Origin of the sequence: Alkalihalobacillus pseudalcaliphilus, assembly GCF_028610675.1 — a bacterium.
GTDB lineage: Bacteria > Bacillota > Bacilli > Bacillales > Bacillaceae_D > Alkalihalobacillus > Alkalihalobacillus pseudalcaliphilus.
On the sequence record NZ_JAQQWS010000001.1, the window covers coordinates 292797 to 318110 of the forward strand.

The following is a 25314-nucleotide window of genomic DNA, read 5'->3' on the forward strand; positions in this document are numbered from 1 at the left end:
GGACGATGAATCACAAACAAGAAGAAATGCCATTATTTTTTAAAGAGATGCTTCAAGAATTAATCAAGCGTAGGAACAAGTTGATACAGATGGAAAAGGCAACGAAGATATGGACGTACTTTTGTTTAGGTTGTATAGCGGCTTTAGTGTTACTTGCTTTTTATGCATTTAGCTTTGGAGCTTTTAAATCAGGGTTTAATTATCACAAGTTATTCCAAATAGATCCAATGACGATATTTCTTGTATTATTAGTTGCCATAGGGATTGCACAAGTTCGATATTTCCAAAAGAAAGAGAAAAAAGCTGAAAAGGAATATGAGGAGTTGCGGGCTGAAGTCATTGAAAAAACGCCTGAGCTGTGGGAAGCAGACGGTACTTGGGTCAAAAGACATAAACTTTTCAAACAAATTGGTAAACAGCATGATATCAATCTATTTTATAAATAGCAAAGAGATCTAAGTTAGAGAGCGGATTCTACATAAATAGAAACAGCTCTCTATTTGTGTAAAAGAAAATAACATGACTAGAGGACAATGTAAGTTGGTGGGTGATAAACGTGACTTGAAGTTTAAGCAGTTAAGTGGCGGTTTCCGAAAAATAAATTACTGTCACGCTGGAATAAACGATCAGCGACCATGATGAACCGGTCATTGAAATCTTGAATTTGACCAAAAGCCAGTGTTTCGCTTGTTTTGCAACAGCATACTTCAATGGGCAAGCCGAAGCGTTGACTAAAACTTAAGTCTGCGTTAGTAATCAAAGACTTGTTCGTGATTTTTTGTAAGTTCATGATTATACCTCCTCTTTTTAAAGCGATTAGAATGTACATGTTATGAAAGCGTTTTCCTGACTCTGTTATTTTCAGTATAAAGCTTTTATTTTGAGTTTTCAATTAATATGTTGGATTTTCTACCCATTAAATGTTCGAGTATTTTTGGCAAAAAGGGGTATTTTGATTGGAGTTTTGTCCTTTTGTTAGAAAAGTTGTCACATTTTCAGAGCGGAGAGGTTCATTCAATATGTTATAATTTTAATTGTGAAACGCTATATTGCTAGATAGGAGTGTTGATTCATGACTTTAGTTCAACTTACCGCAGTGTTAGGAATCGGTCTATTGGCTATGGTTTCTGCAGTAGCAATGGCTTATTATATGTTGAAGCTTTCTGAGTTAACAGATTAATGAATGTATGAGCAAGCTGGTATCCAATTGGGTATCAGTTTTTATTTTGTATGAGAGTTAGTGGTTATGCTCCATAAAAGTTGATTCCTTGGTTTTATTTTTGGGGCCTTAATTTGAAAATCGAAATGACCTGATAGACGTCCAGGTTCACTTCTCCACCAATAAAGGTGAAAGTAGTGGAGACTTTTTAAACAGTTGGCCCGTTTTTAGGGGAGTTTGTTTCGTAATGTTTCGGAATTGTGACGGTTTATTTGTTGGAGTTTTCGAAAATATCATTTTCTTTTCTGAGATTGGAAGGTAAAATAAAAAGAAAAAGTGAGGTGTTTGGATGATTGAGAAAGTTTTAAACTTCTTACGAGAGCATGAACAGGAAATGATTATGATTAGGCGTGAGCTACATCAATATCCGGAACTTTCTTTTGAAGAAATTGAAACACCGAAAAAAATAGCTTCTTATCTAGAAAATATTGGTGTTGAGGTACATACAGAAGTTGGTGGACGTGGGGTTGTCGGATATATTCGAGGTGGAAAGCCGGGAAAAACCGTTGCTTTAAGAGCTGATTTTGATGCCTTACCTATTCAAGAAGAAACGGGTTTACCTTTTGCAAGTACGATTCCTGGAAAAATGCATGCTTGTGGGCATGATGGTCATACAGCATCATTACTTCTTGTAGCGAAAGCATTAATGACCTATCAGGAAGAATTAGAAGGAACTATCGTTCTTATACATCAATTCGCAGAAGAACTAGCTCCTGGTGGTGCGATTCAAATGATTAAAGCCGGTTGCTTAGATGGTGTGGATGTCATTTATGGCACCCACTTATGGTCTCCATTCGAAGTTGGACAAATTGGGTATTTAGAAGGGCCAAGTATGGCGGCAGCAGATCGGTTTGAAATAGTCGTCCAAGGTCGAGGTGGTCACGGTGCTTCTCCACATGAGACGATTGACGCTATTACGGTTGGTAGTCAAGTCGTTCTAAGTCTGCAGCAGATTGTAAGTCGTAATGTTGATCCATTAGAGTCTGCAGTAATTACGGTTGCTTCTTTTCATGCGGGTGGTCCTTTTAATGTAATCGCGGATACGGCTCAATTAGTTGGAACGGTCCGAACTTTTGATAACAAGATACAAGATTATATTATTGAAAGAATCGAACAAGTGACGAAGGGTGTATGTGAGGCGATGGGGGCCAGTTATTCCTATTTATATAAGAAAGGTTACCCAACTGTGGTTAACGATGTTAATGCTACGAGGCAGTTTGTGGAAGGACAGGAGTCTTTATTTAAAGATTTGAGCTTCACGAGAATGAGTCCAGTAATGGGTGGAGAGGATTTTTCGTATTATTTGGAACGTGTTCCGGGGACGTTCTTTTTTACAGGGGCAGGTAATCAGCAAAAAGGGATTACGTATCCACATCACCACCCTAAATTTGATATTGATGAATCAGCTCTTTTACACGCTGCACAATTGTTGGCTTCGTCTGCTCTTACTTATTTATTAAAGCATTCTATCCAAAGTGAGGATGTATTGTCAGGAAAATAGAGGCTGGTCCGTTGACTGGCTTTTTTCTTTTGAATGAAAGTGTACTTATGGGTGGTAGGTTGTGCCTTGAAGTTAGCAGGTCATTGCTCCATGTTTGTTCGTGTGACTCCTAGTGGTGATGGAGAAAGAACCAACTTTTTAAATAGTCGCCACTACTTTGATTTTTGTGGTGGCGAAGTGAACGAGCTTCGCCATTTGAGTTTTGAATAAAAGTGAAGATAAAGGCGATATTCTGTTTCTTCCGATGAAAAATATGGATTGGTGAATGAGGGGTACTGGGTACTCATTGAAGAATTTTTTGAAACGTATTGACGATCGTTAGCGTTTTATAGGTAGTGGGATACTCGTTACCTGTAAAGTTTAGAGATGTGGTTAGGTAGGGGGTTCTTTAATGTGAAAGAAGAAGAATGGTTAAGGCAGGCTAAAGAAGGGAACGAGGAGGCATTTCATTCCTTAGTAAGTACCCATTTAAAAACCGTTGAAAGATTTTGTTTTCAATTAGGTGTACCTGCCTATCAAATTGATGATGTAACACAGGAAGTGTTTATTAAGGTTTATCGTTTTATTACGAAGCATACACATGGAAAGTTTACGACATGGCTTTATTCGTTGACGTTAAATGTAGTAAGAGATTTTTATCGTCATGAACAGCGTCAAAAGAAAAAGTGGCTACAGCTGAAAGAAAAAAAACAACTTCTTTCAGATGAAGCGTATATTGAAAAACATTTTGATGAGGAGTCACGTCATTTACATGTATTGGTTCAATCATTAGATTCAAAATATAAAGTACCGATTGTTCTTCATTACTTCCATGATTTAAGTTATCTAGAAATTGCGGATGTCATGGAGATTTCCGAAGGAGCTGTCAAAACTCGGATGTTGCGTGCGAAAAAACAGTTAAAAGAAAAATATACAAAAGAAGGTGAGCCTATATGAGTTTGGATCCTCTTGAGAAAAAGCTAAAAAAACTAAAAAAACAATATGATAAGCTCCCTTCTGAGCAAAATGCAGACCGTATTATGTCTAAAATCATAGAAGCTAATGAAGAACAAAATAGAGTGCCACTTTACGAAAAGCGTCCTTATTGGAAATGGGCTTCTGTTTGTGCTACATTACTAGTTGTATTTGGTGTTGGCTGGTTGTTTATGCAAGTTTTTGAGCAAATCCCTTATTCATCAAATGATAGTGAATCAGGTATGGAAGCTGGGGATGACTTTCAGATATTTATGGATGAAGATGCTTCAGATGAAGAGGCCTACGATTCTAATTTGGGAAATCAAGTCCCTAGTGAGCAGTCTGAAGAGAAGGAACAACTAGAGCTCATGACAACTGAATTCGTTTTTGAATTGGAAGAAGAAAGTTTTAGTATCGAAGTTCCAAACCACATTTCTTATCGAGAAAAGAGTCAGGAAATCATTTTTTATGATGAATCTGAATCAGTGGAACTAATGACGATCGCTCATTATGAAAATCAAGCTGACATAAACGATTTTGTAGAACAATTACCAGGTGAAGAGTTAGATATTCATGTGCCTGAACTGCCACGTGAATTAATGGGAGTCAAGCAAACAGGTAATGTGGATGAAACGATTTATATTTGGGTTGAACAACGAGAACTTGGTTATTTTGTTTATACTGTAGAGGTTCATGCAGGAAAACAGGAGGAACAACTCGAAAAAAGCATAGCTATGATCCATTCAATGAGATGGGAAGAGTCATACTAGTTGGAGGAGCATTTTATGAAAAAAATAATGACATCATTTTTAACAATAGGGGCCATCGCGACATTCTCTTACATGTATTTAGAAGCGAACAGAAATCGACTGTTGCACCATACTTTGGATTTTCCAACGTTACCGAAGGCTTTTGACGGTTATCGTTTGTTTTTTATTAGTGATGTTCATCGTCGTTCTATAAGTAATTCATTGCTCAGTTCCATCGGTCATTGTGATGCGGTGATTATAGGGGGCGATTTTACCGAGCGTACGGTCCCATTACAAAAGGTTGAAGCCAACCTGCAAAAGCTTACCCAATTAGCAGATGTCTATTTTGTCTGGGGAAATAATGATGTTGAAGCCGATCAAGAGAAGTTGGTTGCACTTTTTGATAAATATCATGTTCATATGTTAGAAAATGAGGTCATTGATTTAAATCAAGAGGATGAACGAATACAAATAGTAGGGGTTAAGGCGTTAGATAAGCCACTTGATCATTATTCTTTTTATAAAAAAGTGGAAAGTCCATTCACTATTTTAGTCAGTCATTTCCCGTTAGTCCGTGAATATTTACCGGAAGAACACCCTTTTTCTTTACTGTTAGCTGGGCATACACATGGAGGACAAATTCGTTTGTTCGGATGGGGACTCGAGGACCTTGGCTCTCTTACACAAAAGAAGCAGTTAACGACATTAATTAGTAATGGTTATGGTACGTCTTTATTGCCATTAAGACTAGGTGCCAAAAGTGAAACACATCTCATTCAATTAAGAAACTCTTCATCAAATTGATGTTTTACTAGTAGGTGTGGAGATGGTATGTGACTTGATAAGGGGAGTAGAGATGTCTACAAAGGAAGCAAAGTACAATATAAAAGCAGTGGCTAAAATAGTGGGCATTCAACCGGGGACATTGCGGGCTTGGGAGCGAAGGTATCAATTTATTGAACCGCTTCGAAATCAAGCTGGCCATCGAGTTTATACGGATGAACAGATCAGGACTATTCAATGGCTTATTGAGAAAATGCAGCATGGCCTAACGATAGGACAGGCTGTGGAGTGGCTGACAAATGAAGGACGTATATCAGAAGTTAGAAGTGGTCAGTTATCTAATCCTAATGAGAAGCTGGTGAATGATTGCTTGAACGCTCTGCTTATTTTTGATGAGAGAGAAGCTGAACAGAAACTAGAGATGGCTTTTAGTCTATTTTCAATAGAGCATGTCATTCAAGATCTTGTATTAACGGTTTATCATCGTGTTCATCAAATGAAAAATAACGATGAGGTAGGAAATGCCCAATTTCATTTCGTGGAAACGTTCTTGACCATGAAAATGAGTCAAATATACGACCGCTCGCCAAAAGAAGGTCCACATCCAAAGATTTTAGCTGTTTCAGCTGAGAAGAACCCCAATGAATTAGCGCTTGTATGTTTTATCTTGTTTTTAAGGCGAAAAGGGTTTAAGGTTATTAATCTAGGTGCAAGCATGAGTGAAAAGGATCTTATACATGTAACTGACCAGGTTCAACCTGCATTTATCGTGACGTCAGAAGCGGATTATATATATATCGTTGAACATAATAATGTTGAGGACAAGCCAATAGGTTCTTATCACGATACCTTTTTTACGGGCAAAGAATTAAAGTGGAAATCAAAGCAACTTGATACAAGTCAAATCAGCTGGGAAAATTGGGCGAAAGATATAATCTCGAATATTTAGGTTTGTACATGGGGATTGAACTAGAACCATATGATTGCTCTTTACATACCGTATGGTAAGAGATCTTTTATGGGATACTTTTATTTTCATTGTAGAAGGAGGGCCATGTGTGTGCGTTTAGAACGTTTAGATATCAATAAATTTAAAGCATTCTTAACCTTTGACGATATGAATGAACGTGGCATCACTAAAGAAGACTTATGGCAAGATGTCCCGAAAGTACATGATTTATTTCGTGATATGATGATGGAAGCCGATGATGAGCTCGGTTTTAAAATAGATGGTCCTATAGCTGTAGAAGTTTTTGCAATGCCTGCACAAGGTATGGTCATTATCGTGACAAAAGGTGATGTTGATGAAGAATTTGATTTAGACGCATTTGAAGAAGGGTATATAGAAATGCAGGTCACTTTAGATGAAAGTGAAGATATCCTTTATGAATTTAAAGAATTTGAGGATGTGATTCAGCTTTCTGGTCGCTTATTTGATTTTGGCGTTATCGGTGGAGCTTTATATCTTTTTGAAAATCGTTATTACCTTCAATTCGAAGAATTTGATATTAATCATTTAAATGAAGAGGCATTTATTGCTTTATTATCTGAATATGGAAATTCTTCAACGGCATCCATTTATCGGATCCGAGAATATGGTAAGGAGCTTATTGAATTTGAAGCAGTATACAAGCTTTACCGAATATTTATGCAGAAGTAAGAAGTTGGTGGCAAAACTTGTCATCAATTTTTTTTGTGAAGAAAACGTTATCCTTGAATGCCTACGATGTTCAAAGACTGTTTTTTTGACGTTTTTTTGTTAAACTAATGAGGCGAGTACATATGTGACCAGATTCATTTGGACGAATACACTACAATACATACTAAACTTAGGAGTGAGTCATCAATGAAAATAGCCGTATTATATGGAGGAGTTTCAGCAGAGCGAGAGGTTTCACTTTCATCAGGAAAAGGGATTATTCAAGCGTTAAAAAATAAAGGACATGAGGTCATCGGTATTGATTTTGACCCGAAAAAATTAGAAGAAATCATTTCCTTGCAAGTAGATGTCGTGTATATCGGATTACATGGACGTTTTGGTGAAGATGGTAAAGTTCAAGCGTTATTAGATATGTTAGCCATTCCTTATGTAGGTTCTGGCTCGCAAGCTTCTGGGCTTGCGATTGATAAAGCAAAGTCAAAACGTTTCTTTGAACTCATGAATACAAGAGTTGCCAAGGAACAAGTATTATATAAGCATCAATTCTCAGAGCAGACATTTGTTTGTGAATTAGCATTTCCAGTAGTTGTTAAACCGAATCAAGAAGGTTCAACCATTGGCTTAACGATTGCAGAAAATCACGAAGAATTAATGAATGGGATTTTGCAAGCTCTGCAGTTTGATGAGACGATATTATTAGAGGAATACATTAAGGGAACAGAAGTAACGGTTGCTGTGCTCGGGAATAAAGGCTCTGAAAAAAGCCTGCCTGTCGTTGAAATTGTTCCTAAAAATAAACATTATGATTATGAATCTAAATATTCACAAGGTATGAGTGAACATATTGTGCCAGCTAGGTTATCAACAGCACAAATGGACTACGTACAAGAGCATGCCGTCTATGCTCATCAAGTATTAGGGTGTGAAGTCTATTCTCGTGTAGACTTTATTGTGCCGGAAACGGGAGACCCTGTTATTCTTGAGGTGAATACATTACCAGGGATGACTCCAACGAGTCTTTATCCAGATGCAGCGAGAGAAGTTGGTTTAGAGTATGATGAAATGATAGAAGAATTGATTCAATTATCGTTAAATAAAGGTAAATAGTCGAAATGTAAGTGGGAGTGGAATTCATGAATAAAGAGAAAATCGTTATTATTGGTGCGGGTCCGTGTGGATTAGCAGCTGCCATCGCTTGTCAAGAGGCAGGGTTTGATCCTCTGGTCATTGAAAAAGGTAATATTGTTCATGCCATTTATCAATATCCGACCCATCAGACGTTTTTTAGCACAAGTGAAAAATTAGAAATTGGTGGGGTGGCTTTTGTCATTGAAGAACGAAAACCAAAGCGTAATCAAGCACTTGCTTATTATCGTGAAGTCGTCAAACGCAAGCAAATACGAATTCATACGTATGAGATGGTTCAGTCGGTACAAAAACAAGAACAAGGATTTAAGCTGCTAACAGATAAACAAACGTATGAAGCAAGCCATGTCATTATCGCAACCGGTTATTATGATTCACCAAACTTTTTGAAGGTCCCTGGAGAGGATTTACCTCATGTCTTTCATTATTTTAAAGAAGCACATCCTTTTTTTAATAAAGAGGTTGTTGTAATAGGTGGAAAAAATTCAGCAGTCGATGCGACTTTAGAATTAGAAAAAGCTGGTGCAAAAGTGACCGTTCTTTATCGTGGCTCTGACTATTCATCAAGTGTCAAACCTTGGATTTTACCTGAATATGACGCTTTAGTTAGACATAAAAAAATCGACCATTTCTTTCAAGCAGAAGTGGTTGAAATTAAAGAGAAAGAAGTCATTTATCAAATCAATGGAGTTGAGAAAAAGGTTAACGCTGACTTTGTTTTTGCGATGACAGGATATCATCCTGATCATTCATTCTTAAAAGCTGCTGGTGTAACGGTTGATTCAAGTACTGGAAGACCTCTTTTTCTCGACGAATCAATGGAAACAAATATAGAAGGACTTTATATTGCAGGAGTAATCGCTGCTGGAAATAATGCTAATGAAATCTTCATTGAAAACGGACGCTTCCACGGTGAAAGAATCGCCCAAGCTATTCTCAGCAGAGAACGTTCGAATTAACATACGAGCGAAGCCCGAGCAAACGCGGAATTACGAACCGGAAAAGCAGAAAAAAAACCGAGCAAACGTGAAAATGGTATTTTGTTCTGTAACTGGTGGCTTTTCATTCATAAAAAGTTTTGAGGATTCTCATATTTTGCCGTAACCCCACCGCTTTTTAGGGAGGAACTCGCAAGAGCTTTCCTAAAAAGATTCAGCGCACCGCACAAACAGCCACCACCAAAAAAAAAGAGAGAGTAGTAACTCATCAGGATTAGCATCTAAAATCCAAGTGTTTTTGGACTGTTAGCCAAGCTTGCTTGGCTACTTCACGCGACTGCGTGAAGTTTTGAAAATCGAAATGAACCTTCAGACGAATTCATTCGACTGGTGAGGTCATTTCGATTTTCAAAAATGGACCAAAAACAAAGACTTTGAAAGGTCAAGTTATCTCGAGAAATGTGCACCACCCATGTAACTTTCATACAAAAACCCCTTGCAGTCAAGGGGTTTGAAAGTTGCAGATTACTTCAAAAATAACTCCTGTAATTCATTAGGGTCATTCGTTAATTCAAGAGCGACGAGTAGTTTCAGACGGGCTTTTTGACCATTTAGGCCATTCGTGAAGATAACACCTAATTCCTTTAAACGGCGTCCGCCACCCTCATAGCCATAAACATCCTGTACAATCCCACTAAAACATCTCGATACTAAAACAATAGGTATCTGCCTACTTAAAGCCTCCTCAAGCTTCGCTACAATCAGTGGAGGCACATTGCCTTGTCCGAACGCTTCAATCACAAAACCATCCACTTTCCTTGCAAGTAAAGCATCGAGAATTTCGGGCTCCATTCCCGCGTAAACCTTTAACAAAACTACTTTTTTTGTCAGCTGATTGATTTTAAAACTTTCACGGTTAGCTAAAGTGTGGTGGAAATTAACATTTTGCTTCGTAATAATTCCAATCGGACCGTATTGTGGACTTTGAAAAGTCGCAATATTACTTGAATGTGTTTTTGTGACATTTTTAGCACTATGTATTTCGTCATTAAAAACAACTAAAACTCCTTGAGAACGAGCCGCTTCACAAGAAGCTACTTTAATGGCAGAAATTAAGTTATGAGGACCATCTGAACCTAATTCGTTACTAGAACGCATCGCACCTGTAACAACAATCGGAATCTCCCAATCAAAAAGTAAATCCAAGAAATAAGCAGTCTCTTCTAGTGTATCTGTTCCATGGGTTATCACAACACCATTAAAATGCTCTTGCAGCACTCTTGTTTTAATTCGATTTGCTAAATCTAGCATGATCGAAGGCGTCATATGTGGAGAAGGAATATTCATAAATTCATCATTCACGAGCAACGCTTCACTTGCGAGAGAGTCAACTGTGGAATATAATGGATTTATCTCAAAAGGCTTTACTGAGCCTTGTGCATCTTCTTGCATGGCAATCGTACCACCTGTATGAACGATCAAGATTTTATTCATCGCTATCACCTCTGTTTTTTCATTACACCACGTGTTACGATATTATTATAACGATATTATGAGATAGTGCCTATCAATTTTATTAAGTTTCCTAAAAGAAGGGTCGGACCGAATTTGTTTGCAGTGCTAACCGCGGCCATTGCTCCAGGTATGGCCTTACTATCCTATTTTTATTTGAGGCACCAGTATACGCATGAAATCAATGGACTTGTTTTGCGTTCTTTTATCGCTGGTGGTATATTAGTTTTTCCGATTATGGTTTTACAATACGCGTTTATCGTAGAAGGCATATTTACAGATACGATCTCACAAGCTGTTATTTTATACGGTTTTTTTGAAGAGTTCTTCAAATGGTTTTTATTGTTTTTTCTTGTCTATCAGCATGCAAAGTTTAAAAGGCATTATGATGGTATTATCTTTGGTGTTGCCGTAGCTTTAGGTTTTGCCTCCGTTGAGAATGTGTTTTATTTAGTCGCATTTGGGGTAGAAACTGCTATAGGTAGAGCGTTATTACCAGTTACAAGTCATGCTTTGTTTGGTGTGATAATGGGTTATTATTTTGGTAAAGCTAAGACTGAAGCAGAGGGGAAAAACTCCTATTTGCTTTTAGCCTTGCTCGTACCAGTGACATTACATAGCGTCTATGATTTAATTACAGGACTCGTCAATCATTACTTTTTATTTGTAGTGATACCATTTATGATTTGCTTATGGTTATTTGCCCTACATAAAGTAAAGCTAGCAAGTCGGTTTGACAGCTGAAGAGGGAGGTAGAAAAGTTGGATAACCACCGTTACTTAATTACGATTCGTTGCTTGAAATGTGGCGAAAAATTTATCCTACGAGGAAAACGCAATGTGGAAGGACAGTATGAAACAGGTTTTAAGCGTTGTGTTTGTGGAAATGAAACGAATTTACACATTGATGCAATCCCCGAAAAATAAAGATAAAAAACCCTTGCAATTATGTTAGAATTATTGTAATTTTAGTTCAATACAATTTTTATCTTTTTAATCGAATATATTTTTGTTTTCTTATCGAGAGAGATGGAGGGAATGGCCCGAAGAAGTCTCAGCAACCAGCCAATTTGGTCAGGTGCTAAATCCATCAAGCTTATGCTTGAAAGATAAGAAGGGGTTGTATGATAAATGTTGCACCTTCTTCTTAATTTTTGAAGAAGGTGTTTTTGTTTTAGCACAAATACAAATGATGGCGATAAAAGGAGTGGGGAGCGTATGAATAAGCATTTAGAAACAACATTGGCTCAAATAGGAAATCGATTAGATGATAAAACAGGGACTATTAATACACCGATTTATTTATCGACAGCTTATCGACATACTGGTATTGGTGAGTCGACGGGGTATGACTATGCACGTACAGGGAATCCAACGAGAGAAGTATTAGAAAATTCGATTGCCTTATTAGAAGAAGGTGAGAAAGGTTTTGCTTGTAGCTCTGGTATGGCTGCAATCCAGACGGTATTTTCACTTTTTGAACAAGGTGATGAGATTATTTGTTCAAGTGATCTGTATGGCGGAACTTATCGATTGTTTGAACAAGGTTGGAAAAAATGGGGGATTAGATTTACATATGTAGACCCAAGACAATTTGAACAAGTAGAGAATGCGATTACAGAAAGTACAAAAGCGATTTTTATTGAAACACCAACGAATCCATTGATGCAAGAAGTATCAATTCAAGAACTAGCTCGAATATCGAAAAGACATAATCTTCTATTAATTGTTGATAATACATTTCTAACACCTTTATTACAGCAACCTTTAGTAGATGGTGCTGATGTTGTCATTCACAGTGCTTCAAAATATCTCGGTGGACATAATGATTTAATTGCTGGACTCATTGTAGCAAAAGGGGACCAATTATGTGAACAAATTGGTTACTACCATAACGGGATCGGCGGCACCTTACCAGCGTTTGACTCATGGTTACTTATTCGGGGAATGAAAACTTTATCTTTAAGAATGCAAAAGCATCAGGAAAATGCAAAAGCGATTGTTCGTTATCTAGAGCAGCATGAACTTGTAACAGACGTTCTTTATGCAGGTAAAGGTGGGATGCTTTCATTCAGAATATTCGATGAAAATATGGTCAATCCATTTTTACAACAGCTACAATTGATATCATTTGCAGAAAGTTTAGGTGGTATAGAAAGTTTAATGACGTATCCTGCGACACAAACTCATATGGATATTCCGGAAGAGATTCGCGTGGCCAATGGTGTCTGTAATCGCCTTTTACGTTTTTCAGTAGGAATTGAGCATCATGAGGATTTAATTGATGATTTAGAGCAAGCATTTGCAAAAACAGCCGAGCTAGTGAAGGAGGAGAGCGTTTGAACTTAATCGAGAGGTTAGAAAAAGAAATTCTTGTCGGTGACGGGGCAATGGGGACGTTATTATATGAGCAAGGGATTGACCAATGTTTTGAAGAGTTAAACCTCTCAGCTCCTGAGAAAGTCGCTCATATTCATCAAGCTTATATCGATGCTGGCGCTACTGTTATTCAAACGAACACCTATGCAGCAAATCGATTAAAGCTAGAAAAATACGGGCTAGCTCAATCAGTTAAAGAAATTAATCAAGCTGGAGTTCAGATTGCTTCGGCATTAGCCAACGAGGATATTTATGTTTTAGGCACAGTTGGTGGGATTAGACGTTATTCAACGGAAGAATGGACATTGGCAGAAATTAAGTCGGCTTTTTTTGAACAGATGAATGAATTGCTTAAGGAAGGTGTCGATGGGTTACTTTTAGAAACGTTTTATGACTTTGAAGAAGCTTTAATGGCGACCCAACTTGCGAGAAAATTAACCGATCAAGCTTTAATTGTCAACGTATCAATTGGTGAGGTTGGTGTTATGCAAGGTGGAATTACGTTAGATAGAGTCTATGAACAATTAATTGAAGCTGGTGCGAATGTGGTTGGTTTGAATTGTCGAATGGGACCATTCCATATGTTAAAATCGATTGAAACACTGACTATTTCAGAGCAAGCCTATTTAGCTGTTTATCCAAATGCTAGCTTGCCAGATTTTCGTGATGGACGTTATTACTATCAATCGAATTCAGATTATTTCGCCGAAATGGGTAGGGCTTTTATTGAACAGGGGGTTCGATTGATCGGAGGGTGTTGTGGGACAACGCCGGCACAAATTCAAGCTTTTGCTGCTATTGCGAAGAGCTATCAACCTGTTGCAAGAATTGGAGTAAAGACGAAAGAGATACCGGTATCGATTCGAAAAGAAGAGCCTCCAGCAAGAGAAACATTACCAGATATTGTACAAAAGCGCTCATCCATTATTGTCGAGCTTGATCCGCCGAAAAAATTATCGATTGAGAAGTTCTTGACAGGGGCTAAGGCACTGACAGATGCGGGTGTTGATGCTGTTACATTAGCCGATAATTCATTAGCTTCACCTCGAGTTGACAACATGGCATTAGGTTCTCTAATGAAAGAGCGTTATCAAGCGAGACCACTCGTTCATGTCACGTGTCGAGATCGAAACTTAATCGGGCTTCAATCACATTTAATGGGTCTACATGCATTAGGAATACATGATCTTTTAGCGATTACAGGTGACCCAACTAAAATTGGTGATTTTCCAGGTGCTACTTCTGTGTATGATATGACATCATTTCAGCTCATTACGATGATTAAGCAATTAAATGAGGGCATTTCTTTTTCAGGAAAGGATTTAGGTCAAAAAGCAAACTTTTCGGTAGGTGCTGCTTTTAATCCGAATGTACGCCATTTGGATAAGGCTGTTGCCCGAATGGAGAAAAAAATTGATAGTGGTGCTGATTATTTTATGACCCAACCGATTTATAATGAACAGCAAATTATCGAGCTCGCATCTTTAACGAGTCATATTACTCAGCCTATTTATATTGGAATTATGCCATTGACAGGCTTTAGAAATGCTGAATTTTTGCATAATGAAGTACCCGGCATTAAATTGACCGACTCAATTCGCGAAACGATGAAAAGTTGTGACGGTGATAAGGAAAAGTCTACGAGAGAAGGTATAAATATTGCTAAAAACCTTATCGATGCAGCGACAGAATATTTTAACGGTATTTATTTAATCACACCATTTCTACGATATGAAATGACGATTGAATTAACAAATTATATAAAAGAGAAATCATTCGTTAAAGGAATCTAAATAAAGACTGAAAATGTAGTAGGGTTAGGAGAATGGACGATGACAAAATCATTAATCGAACAACAACTAAAGAAGCGGATTCTCATTATGGACGGTGCAATGGGAACGATGTTGCAGGATGCCAACTTAACAGCAGATGATTTTGGCGGGGAAGAGTTTGAAGGGTGTAATGAATATTTAAATAAGACGGCACCTCATGTGATTGAGAGCATTCATCGTGACTATTTAGAAGCGGGTGCTGATATTATCGAAACGAATTCATTTGGCTCAACGGATCTAGTTCTTGATGATTATGATTTAGGTCATGAAGCGGAGGAACTAAGTTATTTATCAGCTACATTGGCCAAAAAAGCAGCGGCAGACTATTCATCGCCTTCCTGGCCGCGATTTGTTGCCGGGGCGATGGGCCCGACGACTAAATCATTATCTGTGACAGGTGGTACCACATTTGGACAATTAATTGAATCTTATTATATTCAAGCACGTGGTTTGATTCGTGGTGGTTCAGACTTACTGTTATTGGAAACGAGTCAGGATATGCGTAATGTTAAAGCGGCATATTTAGGGATTCAAAAAGCCTTTAAAGAGCTGGAGTTAGAACTCCCTCTGATGATATCAGGAACGATTGAGCCAATGGGCACAACGTTAGCTGGACAAAATATTGAAGCTTTTTATTTATCATTAGAACATATGAACCCACTTATTGTCGGATTAAACTGTGCAACAGGGCCGGAATTTATGAGAGACCATATTCGTTCTTTATCTGAACTTGCAACAGGTTATGTCAGCTGTTATCCTAATGCAGGCTTACCAGATGAGGAAGGGCATTATCACGAATCACCTCTATCACTAGCAAAAAAACTACAGGCTTTTGCAGAAAAAGGCTGGATTAATGTGGTGGGAGGGTGTTGTGGAACGACACCGGCACACATTGAAGTCTTACGAAAAGAGCTCGTAGAAGCAGATCCGAGAGTGAAGCAGGAATATCATGAACACGCCGTTGCTGGCATAGAACCACTTCTTTACGATGACAGTATGAGACCGTTATTTGTAGGGGAGAGAACGAATGTCATTGGCTCAAGAAAGTTCAAACGATTAATTGCTGACGAGAAATATGAAGAAGCATCCGAAATTGCCAGAGCTCAAGTGAAAAAGGGAGCCCATGTAATTGATATTTGCTTAGCCGACCCTGATCGTGAAGAATTAGAGGATATGGAAAACTTCTTAAAATTCGTGATTAATAAGATAAAAGTACCCTTAATGATAGATTCTACGGATGAATTCGTGATCGAGAAAGCCTTAACCTATTCACAAGGTAAAGCGATTATTAATTCAATTAATCTAGAAGATGGGGAAGAAAGGTTCGAAAAAATCGCACCTTTAATTAAAAATTATGGAGCTGCGGTTGTTGTTGGCACTATTGATGAAGAGGGGATGGCTGTATCGGCTGAACGTAAACTAGAGGTGGCGGTACGCTCGCATAATCTTCTTGTTCACAAGTATGGGTTGAATCCACGCGATATCATTTTTGACCCACTTGTTTTCCCAGTTGGTACGGGTGATGAACAATACATTGGTTCAGCTAATGCGACCGTTGAAGGGATTAAGTTAATTAAAGAGGCACTACCAGACTGTTTAACGATACTAGGTGTTTCAAATGTCTCATTTGGCTTACCACCGGTTGGCCGTGAGGTTTTAAATGCGGTTTACTTATATCACTGCACACAGGCCGGCTTAGATTATGCCATTGTTAATACCGAGAAACTAGAGCGCTATGCCTCGATCTCCGAAGAAGAGAAAAACATGGCTGATGCGTTATTATTTGAAACGACAGATGAAACGTTAGCGACTTTTACTGCTTTTTATCGTGGTAAAAAAACAGAAAAGAAAAAAGAGGTTTCGCAACTTTCGTTAGAAGAAAGATTGGCTGCTTATATTGTAGAAGGGACTAAAGAGGGTTTGGCTGTAGACCTTGATCGAGCACTGCAAAAATATGACGATCCTCTAGATATCATTAACGGTCCTTTAATGACTGGTATGGATGAAGTGGGTAAGCTTTTTAATAACAATGAATTAATCGTAGCTGAAGTGCTTCAAAGTGCAGAAGTGATGAAAGCATCTGTTGCCCATCTTGAGCCGTTTATGGAGAAAAAAGAAGGGGACGATAACGGAAAAGGAAAAATCATATTGGCTACGGTAAAAGGAGATGTCCACGACATTGGTAAAAATCTAGTTGAAATCATTTTAAGTAACAATGGTTTTAAAATCATTAATTTAGGGATTAAGGTTACTTCTAATGAGATTATTGAAGCAGTCAAAAAGGAAAAGCCACATGCAATTGGCTTATCTGGATTGCTTGTTAAATCGGCCCAACAAATGGTGTTGACGGCTCAGGATTTGAAACAGCAAAATATATCGATCCCTATATTGGTTGGCGGAGCTGCACTGACTCGTAAATTTACCGATACAAAAATTGCTGCTGAATATGATGGTCTTGTTTTGTATGCCCAGGATGCGATGTACGGATTAGAGTTGGCAAACCGTTTAGTGAAGCCAGGTGAGCAAGAGGTAATGGTTGAGGAATTACAGGAAAGCCGTGCCAAAAAAGCCTTAGTTCGAGAACGGAAGCCACAACGCCAGACTACAGCCATTTTACCAGAACGCTCGAAAATTTCATTAGATGTTCCTATATATAAGCCGGCAGACTTACAACGTCACATTTTACGTGACTATCAATTGTCCCATATTGAGCCTTATATAAATGAGCAAATGTTATTAGGAAGGCATCTTGGTCTAAAGGGTAATATTTCGCGATTAGTAGCTGAACGAGATGAACGTACGCTTCAGCTTAAGGAACGAGTCGATCAGTTTATGGCTAGAGCTAAAAAAGAAAAACTACTTCAGTTAAATGGGATGTATCAATTTTTCCCCGCTCAATCAGAGGGCGATTCGATTTATATATATAATAATGAAACAGACAAACAAATTATTGAAACATTTACATTCCCACGCCAACAAAAAGCTCCTTACTTTTGCTTAGCTGATTATATTCGCCCTTCTAACAGTGAAGAGGTTGATTATGTTGGATTTTTAGCTGTTACAGCAGGTAAAGGTGTTCGTGAATGGGCGGAATGGGCCAAGAATTCGGGTGATTATTTAGAAAGTCATCTCATACAAGCGGCAGCATTAGAGACTGCGGAAGGTTTTGCAGAACGTGTCCATCAATTAATGCGTGATCAGATGGGCTTCCCAGATCCCGTTGACTTTACAATGGAACAACGATTTGCGGCAAAATATCAAGGCGTCCGCGTCTCCTTCGGTTATCCGGCATGTCCAGACCTAGAAGACCAAGCAAAGCTCTTCAAACTCTTACAACCAGAGGACATAGGAATTGAACTAACGGAAGGGTTTATGATGGAACCAGAAGCAAGTGTGACTGCGATGGTGTTTGCCCATCCGGAGGGACGGTATTTTAATGTGATGTAAGGCTGGGAATCACTCATAGTGGCTTAAAATAATGAATTGAATACATCGATAAAAAAGGATCCCCAGGAATGAAAAATACCATTTTTTAGGAAATTGCATGAGCAAGTTCCTTTTGTAATTTAGGGGAAATAGAGCGGATCATGTTTAAATTTAATTATTTTTGATCAGAAGCAGCCTAATGAAATAAAGGTTCTAAAAATAAAGATCTATCCACAACTAAGCATAAATGAAAAAAGTAACTGAACTATTTTTAAATAGTTCAGTTACTTTTTATTTTTTTCAAATTTATCACGATAAGGAGTCGCAAGAAGTATACGTACAAAAAAACTTCCATGATGACTGGCTAATAAATTCATCAATATCAACAATCAAAGTGTTGTTTCACTCTTTTACTGCGGGCTTTTTATTCAATAAAGGTTCTAAGTTTTTTCCCCTTTCGAAGTAGCCCCACCATCTGGATAGTACTCGTTTTAGTGTACCACACAACTAGCCACCACTAGCAAAAGCTTTATTTCTACCCTAAAAACAATAATAGATAATTTGTAAATTTATATTTCGATTGCATAAAAAAAGGAAGATGATAGACACTACCATTAAAGTATTATCAATGAATGATTAACCTAGACAATCAGCTAAGGAGGATATCACAACATGAGTCGTCTGTTCAATTACAGAAATCTAATACTGTTCTCATCAATCATTGCGTGTTTCTGTCTTTTAGGAGAAGAAACAAAGACATATGCTTTCTCTGAACAAGTCATTCAGCATGGAGCAACGGGTGAGGATGTCGTTGAATTACAAGCGCGTTTACAGTATATCGGTTACTACAATGGAAAAATTGACGGTGTCTTCGGGTGGGGTACATATTGGGCCGTCCGAAATTTCCAGTATGAATTTGGTTTAGATATTGATGGTTTAGTGGGACCAACGATGAAAGACAAACTCGTTGCTTCAACAAACTATAATCGAGAACATGTTCAACAATCTATTAATGAAGGAAGAAAATTTACTCACTACGGTGGAACACCAAAATCTGAGCAGCGTGGTCCAAGCGGTAGCTCCAATGGTGGAGGAGGCCGCGGTGGTACTGGTGGTGGACAAACTGAAACGCCAACACCTGGAACCCCCGCAGAACAGGACAATGAAGCGACAATAGATAAAGCAACGAACGTACCTGCTGGTTTTTCAGATAATGATATTAGAATCATGGCACAAGCTGTATATGGCGAAGCGAGAGGTGAGCCATATATTGGGCAAGTAGCCGTAGCTGCGGTAATTTTAAATAGATTAAACAGTCCATCATTCCCAAATACAGTCTATGATATTATCTTTGAACCACGTGCTTTTACAGCAGTAGCTGATGGACAAATTTGGCTTGACCCTAATGAACAATCACGAAAAGCAGTATTAGATGCTATAAACGGACAGGATCCAAGTGGGAATGCATTGTATTATTTTAACCCTGATACGGCAACTTCAGCTTGGATTTGGTCTAGACCTCAAATTAAGAAAATTGGACAACATATTTTCTGTCATTAAAAAGTAGGAGGTGGCGATATGGTAAAAAATGTGATTATTGGCTTGCTAAGTGTGGCACTGATTGCAACAGGTTATTGGGCTTTTCAAGAACAAGGACAAAAAAACATGGTTGCGATGCAAGCGGAAAATAACTATCAACGAGCGTTTCATGATTTAACCTATCATTTAGATCAAATCGAAGATCAATTAGGGGCAACACTCGCTATGAGTAGTAGAAATCAACTTTCCCCATCTTTAGCAGAAGTATGGAGAGTAACGAGCCTTGCTCAGGAAGAAATGGGTCAATTACCTTTAACGAATGTGGATATCGGAAAAACAGAGGAATTTCTATATAATCTAAGCAAATTGGCATACAGAACTTCGATAAGGGATTTAGATGATGAGCCTCTAACGGATAAAGAGTATGAGAATTTAGAAAATCTCTATCATGTTTCCAAAGATATTAGGCAGGAGATGAGGCAAACTCAGGCAGAGGTCTTAGCTGATGGTCATCGTTGGTTAGATATTGAAAAAGAAATGGTTGCCCAATATGAGCCTAAAGACAATACCGTTTTATCACATTTTGAAGTAATGAATAAAACTGTTGAAGGTTATAGCGAGCTGGAATGGGGGCCTGAAAATGCCTCGATGAAGGATTTGAATGGTCAATTAAAAAAGGCTCTAAAAGGAAAACGAATTACGAAAGAGGAAGCGAAAGACATTGCTTCTAAGTATCTAGATTTTAATGAAAACGCAACATTTTTGGTCGAAGAGTCAGGTGATGGCTTAGAATATGAAGCTTATTCATTGTCAATTGATGACCCCCATCATAAAGCAAACTATTATATGGACATAAGTGTACACGGAGGGCATCCGATTTGGTTTATGCAAGCTCGTGACATCGGTGAGGTTAATGTTAGTTTAAATGAGGCTTCAAAGTTAGCACAAGCGTATTTAGAAGAACAAGGATTTGAAAATATGCAACTTGTTAACAGTGAACAATATGATTCCATCGCTATGCTTGACTTTGTGTACGTACAAGATGATTATCGGATTTATCCAGATTCACTCGTAGTCGAGGTAGCATTAGACGAAGGAGATATTATTGGTTACGAAGCGAAAGACTATTTAATTAACCATAAAGAACGAGAGATTGCTTCTCCGAAATTAACTAAAGAGGAAGCGATGGAAAGTCTTAATGAACATTTAGAAGTAATGGAAGATCAAATTGGTTTAATTCAAAATGATTTAGGTGAAGAAGTTTTATGTTATGAGTTTTATGCTTTATTAAATGATGAAACTTACCGTATTTTCATCAATGCAGACAATGGTGATGAAGAAAAAGTTGAAAGAATGCCACAAGCAGAAGTTATGCACAACTATAAATCATAATTTTGTACCAATTGTTTAAAAAAACAAGCTTGTTGATCCCCTCGGCTAAAATCGAGAAATCAACAAGCTTTATTTCATTATAGTAACCTAGCCAAAAAACTGAGGTGTTTGCATGCTGTAATAACAGAGCTAAGAATGGCGGCACCACTGCCCAAAAAGAAACAAAGTACGAATCCTAGCGTAGAGAACGGTGGCCAACACCTGCAAAAGTATCCTACCAGTCAGTCAAAAGTAAAACTTCTTAATGAAGGAAGCCAACCTACCTCGACCACCTACAAAGATGACCAGCTAACTTCAAGGCACAAACTATCGCTCCTAAGTACACTTTCATACAAAAATTTACTAAATATCACGCATTATTCAAAAAAATAAGTAAAAGGATTCAAGTAATTTCAATATATACGTTAGACCACCTTTTAAGAATATGATAAAATATAGAAATAGTGAAATCAAAGCAGCTTATGAGATTGTTTTGTTTAAAATGGATGAGGTGTAATTGAATGAATGAACGTTTAGCCATTGCGATTGATGGACCTGCAGGTGCAGGAAAAAGTACGGTCGCCAAATTAGTTGCAGAAAAGCTTTCTTTTTTATACATAGACACTGGTGCCATGTATCGAGCACTTACTTTTTCTGCCCTCCAACAAGGAGTTAATTTACATGATGAAAACGCAATGAGAACATTGCTAGATACATTAAATATTAAGCTTGTTAATGAAAAAGAAGTATCCAAAGTTTTGATTAATCAAGAAGATGTAACCGATAAAATTCGCACAAATGAAGTGAATCAGAATGTATCATTAGCTTCGAGTCATCAGGCTGTTAGGGAAGAAATGGTTGAACGTCAACGAGAACTGGCAAAGGTTGGTGAAGTCGTTCTAGATGGACGAGATATTGGTACGCATGTATTGCCAAATGCTCAATTAAAGGTTTTCTTAACAGCATCTGTAGAAGAGCGAGCCCAAAGAAGACATGAGGAGCAGGTGAAAAAAGGGATGCCTTCTGATTTTGAAGAACTAAAAGCTGACATAGCAAGGCGTGATCAGTTTGATTCAACAAGAGAAGTCTCACCTCTTCGTAAAGCCGAGGATGCGGAAGAATTAGATACAACGCATTTATCTATAGAAGAAGTCGTTCAGGCGATTATAGAATTAGCGAAAGCGAGAATTTCGTAAATGGGCATTTATCAATTTGGACAATTTGCTTGTCGCTGTGTACTTTCTACTTTTTACAAAGTGAAAATTGAAGGAGAAGAGAATATTCCTAAAGAGGGTAGCGTTTTATTATGTAGCAATCATATTAGCAATTTTGACCCCCCTTTACTCGGAGCGTATATTAAGCGTCCTATTCATTATATGGCCAAGCAGGAGTTGTTTGAAAAGCCTTTATTAAATAAACTTTTAACAAGTTTAGGTGCTTTTCCAGTAAAAAGAGGGATGGGCGATAAACAAGCGTTACGAACATCGATTCAATTATTACGTGACGGAAAAGTATTGGGCTTATTCCCAGAAGGTACGCGTAGTAAAGATGGTACTTTAGGGAAAGGACTTGCTGGAGCTGGATTTTTTGCTTTACGATCGGACGCGGTAATTATACCGTGTGCTGTTATTGGTCCTTATAAGAAATTTAACCCAGTTAAAATGGTTTATGGAGAACCAATAGATTTTTCCACTTATCGGGAACAAAAGATTAACGCTGAGCAAGCGACTGAAATTATCATGAATGAAATCCAAAAGTTATTAGTTAAACATACATCACGGTAACCCCTTTCACTATTGTTGTGAAGGTTTTCATCATAAAGATTATATTAATTAAAAGTTTTATGACTGAAGGAGGAGCAGACATGGTCAACGAAATGAATCAAGAATTAGCTGGTATGAAGGCATTTGAAGTAGGTACAATCGTAACGGGAAAAGTAACAAAAATTGAAGATAAGCAAGCATTTGTGGATGTTGGTTATAAGCAAGATGGCATCATACCTATTAGTGAATTATCTAGTTTGCATATCGAGAAAGTGGCAGATGTTTTAACGGTTGATGATGAAGTAGAATTAAAGGTCATAAAGTTAACAGATGATGAACTAGTTTTATCAAAAAGAGCGATTCAATCAGAAAAAGCATGGGAATCATTGCAAGAGATTTATTCTAATGATGATGTGATTGAAGCCGTTGTTGCAGAAGTGGTAAAAGGTGGACTTGTTGTTGATTTAGGCGTAAGAGGGTTTATCCCAGCTTCACTTGTAGAGCGCCATTATGTAGAAGATTTTTCTAAGTACAAAGGAGAAACACTACGTCTAAAAGTGGTTGAGCTTGATAAGGAAAATAATAAACTCATTCTTTCACAACGGGCTGTTCTTGATGAAGAAGCAGAAAGTCAGAAGAAGTCAGTCTTGCAAGAAATTATTCCTGGACAAATTATTGAAGGTACTGTGCAACGATTAACAAGTTTTGGTGCGTTTGTTGATCTAGGAGGTGTTGATGGGTTAGTTCATATCTCTCAATTGGCACACCATCGTGTAGAAACACCTGCTGAAGTTGTAAAAGAAGGAGAACAAGTTAAAGTAAAGGTTCTATCTGTTGATTCAGAGAGTGAAAGAGTCTCACTATCAATCAAAGATACTTTGCCAGGACCATGGGAAAATATTAAAGGAAACATTTCACAAGGAGATGTTGTGGATGGAACTGTCAAGCGTTTAGTATCATTTGGTGCCTTTATTGAGGTTGCTGATGGTGTCGAGGGTCTTGTTCATATTTCTCAAATTGCGAATCGACATATTGGTACTCCGTCAGAAGTTTTAACAGAAGGTGAACAAGTTGAGGCGAAAGTGCTCGATATTAATTTAGAAGAAAAACGTATCTCCCTTAGTATTCGTGCTTTATTAGAAGAAGATACAAAGGAAGATCATTATGCTGAATATGAGCAATTTAAGGAAGAAGAATCTAGTGGCTTTTCTTTAGCAGACAGGATTGGCGATCAATTAAAGAATTTAAAATCAAAGTAAAAAGAGGTGATGGCGATTGTCCCGCGAAAAAAGAAAACGAGACCATCTCCTTCACGCATATGAAATGGGCCATAATCGTTCAAATGGTTTAGACGATATTCGCTTCGTACATAATAGCATTCCAGAAGGGAATATAGAACAAATAGATATGAGCTCAAAAATCGGTGAACTTTTGTTAAGTTCGCCGATTTTTATCAATGCGATGACAGGTGGTGGGGGAACAAAGACGGTTAATATCAATCAACAACTAGCTGATGTGGCAAAAGAGACAAATGTCGGCATGGCCGTTGGTTCACAAATGGCAGCACTAAAAGATTCGAGTCAAGAGGAAAGTTATCGTATTGTTCGAAAAGTATATCCAAATGGGACTTTGATAGCTAACTTAGGAGCAGAAGCTACAGTAGATCAAGCTCGAAAAGCGGTTGAAATGATTGAAGCTAATGCCTTACAAATTCATGTTAACGTTATTCAAGAATTAGTAATGCCAGAAGGTGACCGTGATTTTAGTGGAACATTAAAACGGATTGAGGGACTGGTTACAAAGGTTGAAGTACCACTTATTATAAAAGAAGTAGGCTACGGTATGAGCCGTGAAACCATTGAATCCTTGGTTAATGTCGGTGTACAAATCATTGACATTGGTGGTTATGGGGGCACCAATTTTTCAAAGATAGAAAATAAACGGCGTACACGCAAACTGAACATCTTTAATGACTGGGGGATCACGACGGCTAGTTCATTACTAGAAGCTCAATCTGTCGGGAATAAATGTCAAATCATTGCTTCAGGTGGTCTTCAGCAGTCGAGTGATTTAGCGAAGTGTCTGGCTCTTGGAGCAAAGGCAGGTGGATTTGCTGGACGTTTCCTGCAATTATTAATGAGTGAAGGACCTGAGGCACTCATTCAAGAGATTCAGGATCTGAAAGCAGAAATGCGCCTTATCATGCTAGCCTTAGGGGTTTCTTCTATAGAAGAGCTTCAACAAGTACCGATTACCATTAGTGGTGAAACATTAAATTGGAGTCAACAACGTGGTTTCCCATTACATGATTTTCTTAAGAGTCGAACATGATAAAAATAATAACGAATGAGAACGAGAGCTATTGAGGGCTTCTCGTTCTTTTTTGCTAAGAATTAAGGGAGTTTTGGATGTAGTAAAATCACTAGTGGAGGATGTGACGGAGGTATAGGAAAAGTGAATTAGTAACAATACTAGTGGAGTAAAGGCATCTAGAGTTGAAGAAAAGAGGAGTAGTACCAATACAAAATGGAGAAAATGTAACG

At 38.0% G+C, this 25314-nt stretch carries 23 protein-coding genes and 1 riboswitch; of the genes, 21 read left to right on the plus strand and 2 right to left on the minus strand.

All coding sequences use genetic code 11. From position 1 onward, the window contains the following. Nucleotides 1-5: 5 nt before the first annotated feature. Nucleotides 6-446: a DUF2663 family protein gene (locus tag PQ479_RS01435; RefSeq protein ID WP_047989354.1), complete on the plus strand. Its 441-nt coding sequence runs from the start codon at nt 6-8 to the stop codon at nt 444-446. Between the two features lie 122 nt (nt 447-568). On the opposite strand, the gene PQ479_RS01440 is transcribed toward PQ479_RS01435, so the two are convergent. Continuing rightward, nucleotides 569-790 (minus strand): hypothetical protein, encoded by a 222-nt coding sequence (locus PQ479_RS01440; protein WP_047989353.1) that lies wholly within the window; start codon nt 788-790, stop codon nt 569-571. Between the two features lie 718 nt (nt 791-1508). Here PQ479_RS01440 and PQ479_RS01445 point away from each other — a divergent pair. From PQ479_RS01445 to PQ479_RS01485, 9 genes are all read left to right on the plus strand, one after another. Further along, a complete protein-coding gene (locus PQ479_RS01445) occupies nt 1509-2720 on the plus strand; it encodes a M20 family metallopeptidase (protein WP_047989352.1) in 1212 nt (403 codons plus the stop codon). 66 nt (nt 2721-2786) lie between these two features. After that, nucleotides 2787-2930 carry a hypothetical protein gene (locus PQ479_RS01450; protein WP_273716718.1) on the plus strand — a complete coding sequence of 48 codons (144 nt, stop codon included), beginning with the start codon at nt 2787-2789 and terminating at the stop codon, nt 2928-2930. Between the two features lie 183 nt (nt 2931-3113). Continuing rightward, nucleotides 3114-3656, plus strand: a complete 543-nt coding sequence (locus PQ479_RS01455; RefSeq protein WP_047989351.1) for an RNA polymerase sigma factor — start codon at nt 3114-3116, stop codon at nt 3654-3656. Beyond that, on the plus strand, nt 3653-4444 hold the full coding sequence (locus PQ479_RS01460) for a hypothetical protein (protein ID WP_047989350.1): 792 nt from the start codon (nt 3653-3655) through the stop codon (nt 4442-4444). Before PQ479_RS01455 ends, PQ479_RS01460 begins: the two co-directional genes overlap by 4 nt. 15 nt (nt 4445-4459) lie before the next feature. Continuing rightward, nucleotides 4460-5227 carry a metallophosphoesterase gene (locus tag PQ479_RS01465; protein ID WP_047989349.1) on the plus strand — a complete coding sequence of 256 codons (768 nt, stop codon included), beginning with the start codon at nt 4460-4462 and terminating at the stop codon, nt 5225-5227. Nucleotides 5228-5279: 52 nt separating this feature from the next. Continuing rightward, a complete protein-coding gene (locus PQ479_RS01470; protein WP_053070431.1) occupies nt 5280-6155 on the plus strand; it encodes a MerR family transcriptional regulator in 876 nt (291 codons plus the stop codon). A gap of 111 nt (nt 6156-6266) precedes the next feature. Continuing rightward, on the plus strand, nt 6267-6866 hold the full coding sequence (locus PQ479_RS01475; protein WP_047989348.1) for a genetic competence negative regulator: 600 nt from the start codon (nt 6267-6269) through the stop codon (nt 6864-6866). A 186-nt stretch (nt 6867-7052) separates the two neighbouring features. Next, nucleotides 7053-7973: a D-alanine--D-alanine ligase family protein gene (locus PQ479_RS01480; protein WP_047989347.1), complete on the plus strand. Its 921-nt coding sequence runs from the start codon at nt 7053-7055 to the stop codon at nt 7971-7973. A gap of 26 nt (nt 7974-7999) precedes the next feature. Further along, nucleotides 8000-8971, plus strand: coding sequence for a YpdA family putative bacillithiol disulfide reductase (locus PQ479_RS01485; protein WP_047989346.1), 972 nt, complete (start codon nt 8000-8002; stop codon nt 8969-8971). A gap of 504 nt (nt 8972-9475) precedes the next feature. Here the strand turns inward: PQ479_RS01485 and PQ479_RS01490 are convergent. Beyond that, nucleotides 9476-10444: an asparaginase gene (locus PQ479_RS01490; protein ID WP_047989345.1), complete on the minus strand. Its 969-nt coding sequence runs from the start codon at nt 10442-10444 to the stop codon at nt 9476-9478. A 114-nt stretch (nt 10445-10558) separates the two neighbouring features. Between PQ479_RS01490 and prsW the strand changes: the two genes are divergently transcribed. From prsW to fni, 11 genes are all read left to right on the plus strand, one after another. Next, complete coding sequence (gene prsW, locus PQ479_RS01495) at nt 10559-11206, plus strand: glutamic-type intramembrane protease PrsW (protein WP_047989344.1); 648 nt, start codon at nt 10559-10561, stop codon at nt 11204-11206. 17 nt (nt 11207-11223) lie between these two features. Continuing rightward, complete coding sequence (locus PQ479_RS01500; protein WP_273716720.1) at nt 11224-11388, plus strand: hypothetical protein; 165 nt, start codon at nt 11224-11226, stop codon at nt 11386-11388. Between the two features lie 87 nt (nt 11389-11475). Beyond that, a riboswitch (SAM riboswitch) is annotated at nt 11476-11577 on the plus strand. Nucleotides 11578-11679: 102 nt separating this feature from the next. Continuing rightward, complete coding sequence (locus PQ479_RS01505) at nt 11680-12804, plus strand: methionine biosynthesis PLP-dependent protein (RefSeq protein WP_047989342.1); 1125 nt, start codon at nt 11680-11682, stop codon at nt 12802-12804. After that, nucleotides 12801-14633: a bifunctional homocysteine S-methyltransferase/methylenetetrahydrofolate reductase gene (locus PQ479_RS01510; RefSeq protein WP_047989341.1), complete on the plus strand. Its 1833-nt coding sequence runs from the start codon at nt 12801-12803 to the stop codon at nt 14631-14633. Before PQ479_RS01505 ends, PQ479_RS01510 begins: the two co-directional genes overlap by 4 nt. Before the next feature lie 39 nt (nt 14634-14672). Next, complete coding sequence (gene metH, locus PQ479_RS01515; RefSeq protein ID WP_047989340.1) at nt 14673-18119, plus strand: methionine synthase; 3447 nt, start codon at nt 14673-14675, stop codon at nt 18117-18119. A gap of 651 nt (nt 18120-18770) precedes the next feature. Next, nucleotides 18771-19658, plus strand: a complete 888-nt coding sequence (gene sleB / locus PQ479_RS01520; protein WP_047989339.1) for a spore cortex-lytic enzyme — start codon at nt 18771-18773, stop codon at nt 19656-19658. Between the two features lie 18 nt (nt 19659-19676). Then, a complete protein-coding gene (gene ypeB / locus PQ479_RS01525) occupies nt 19677-21029 on the plus strand; it encodes a germination protein YpeB (RefSeq protein ID WP_047989338.1) in 1353 nt (450 codons plus the stop codon). 500 nt (nt 21030-21529) lie between these two features. Further along, complete coding sequence (gene cmk, locus PQ479_RS01530) at nt 21530-22204, plus strand: (d)CMP kinase (RefSeq protein WP_047989337.1); 675 nt, start codon at nt 21530-21532, stop codon at nt 22202-22204. Next, nucleotides 22205-22792, plus strand: coding sequence for a lysophospholipid acyltransferase family protein (locus PQ479_RS01535; RefSeq protein WP_047989336.1), 588 nt, complete (start codon nt 22205-22207; stop codon nt 22790-22792). A gap of 80 nt (nt 22793-22872) precedes the next feature. Next, a complete protein-coding gene (rpsA, locus tag PQ479_RS01540; protein WP_047989335.1) occupies nt 22873-24030 on the plus strand; it encodes a 30S ribosomal protein S1 in 1158 nt (385 codons plus the stop codon). Nucleotides 24031-24046: 16 nt separating this feature from the next. Beyond that, nucleotides 24047-25102, plus strand: a complete 1056-nt coding sequence (gene fni, locus PQ479_RS01545; protein WP_047989334.1) for a type 2 isopentenyl-diphosphate Delta-isomerase — start codon at nt 24047-24049, stop codon at nt 25100-25102. The last annotated feature ends 212 nt before the right edge of the window (nt 25103-25314 follow it).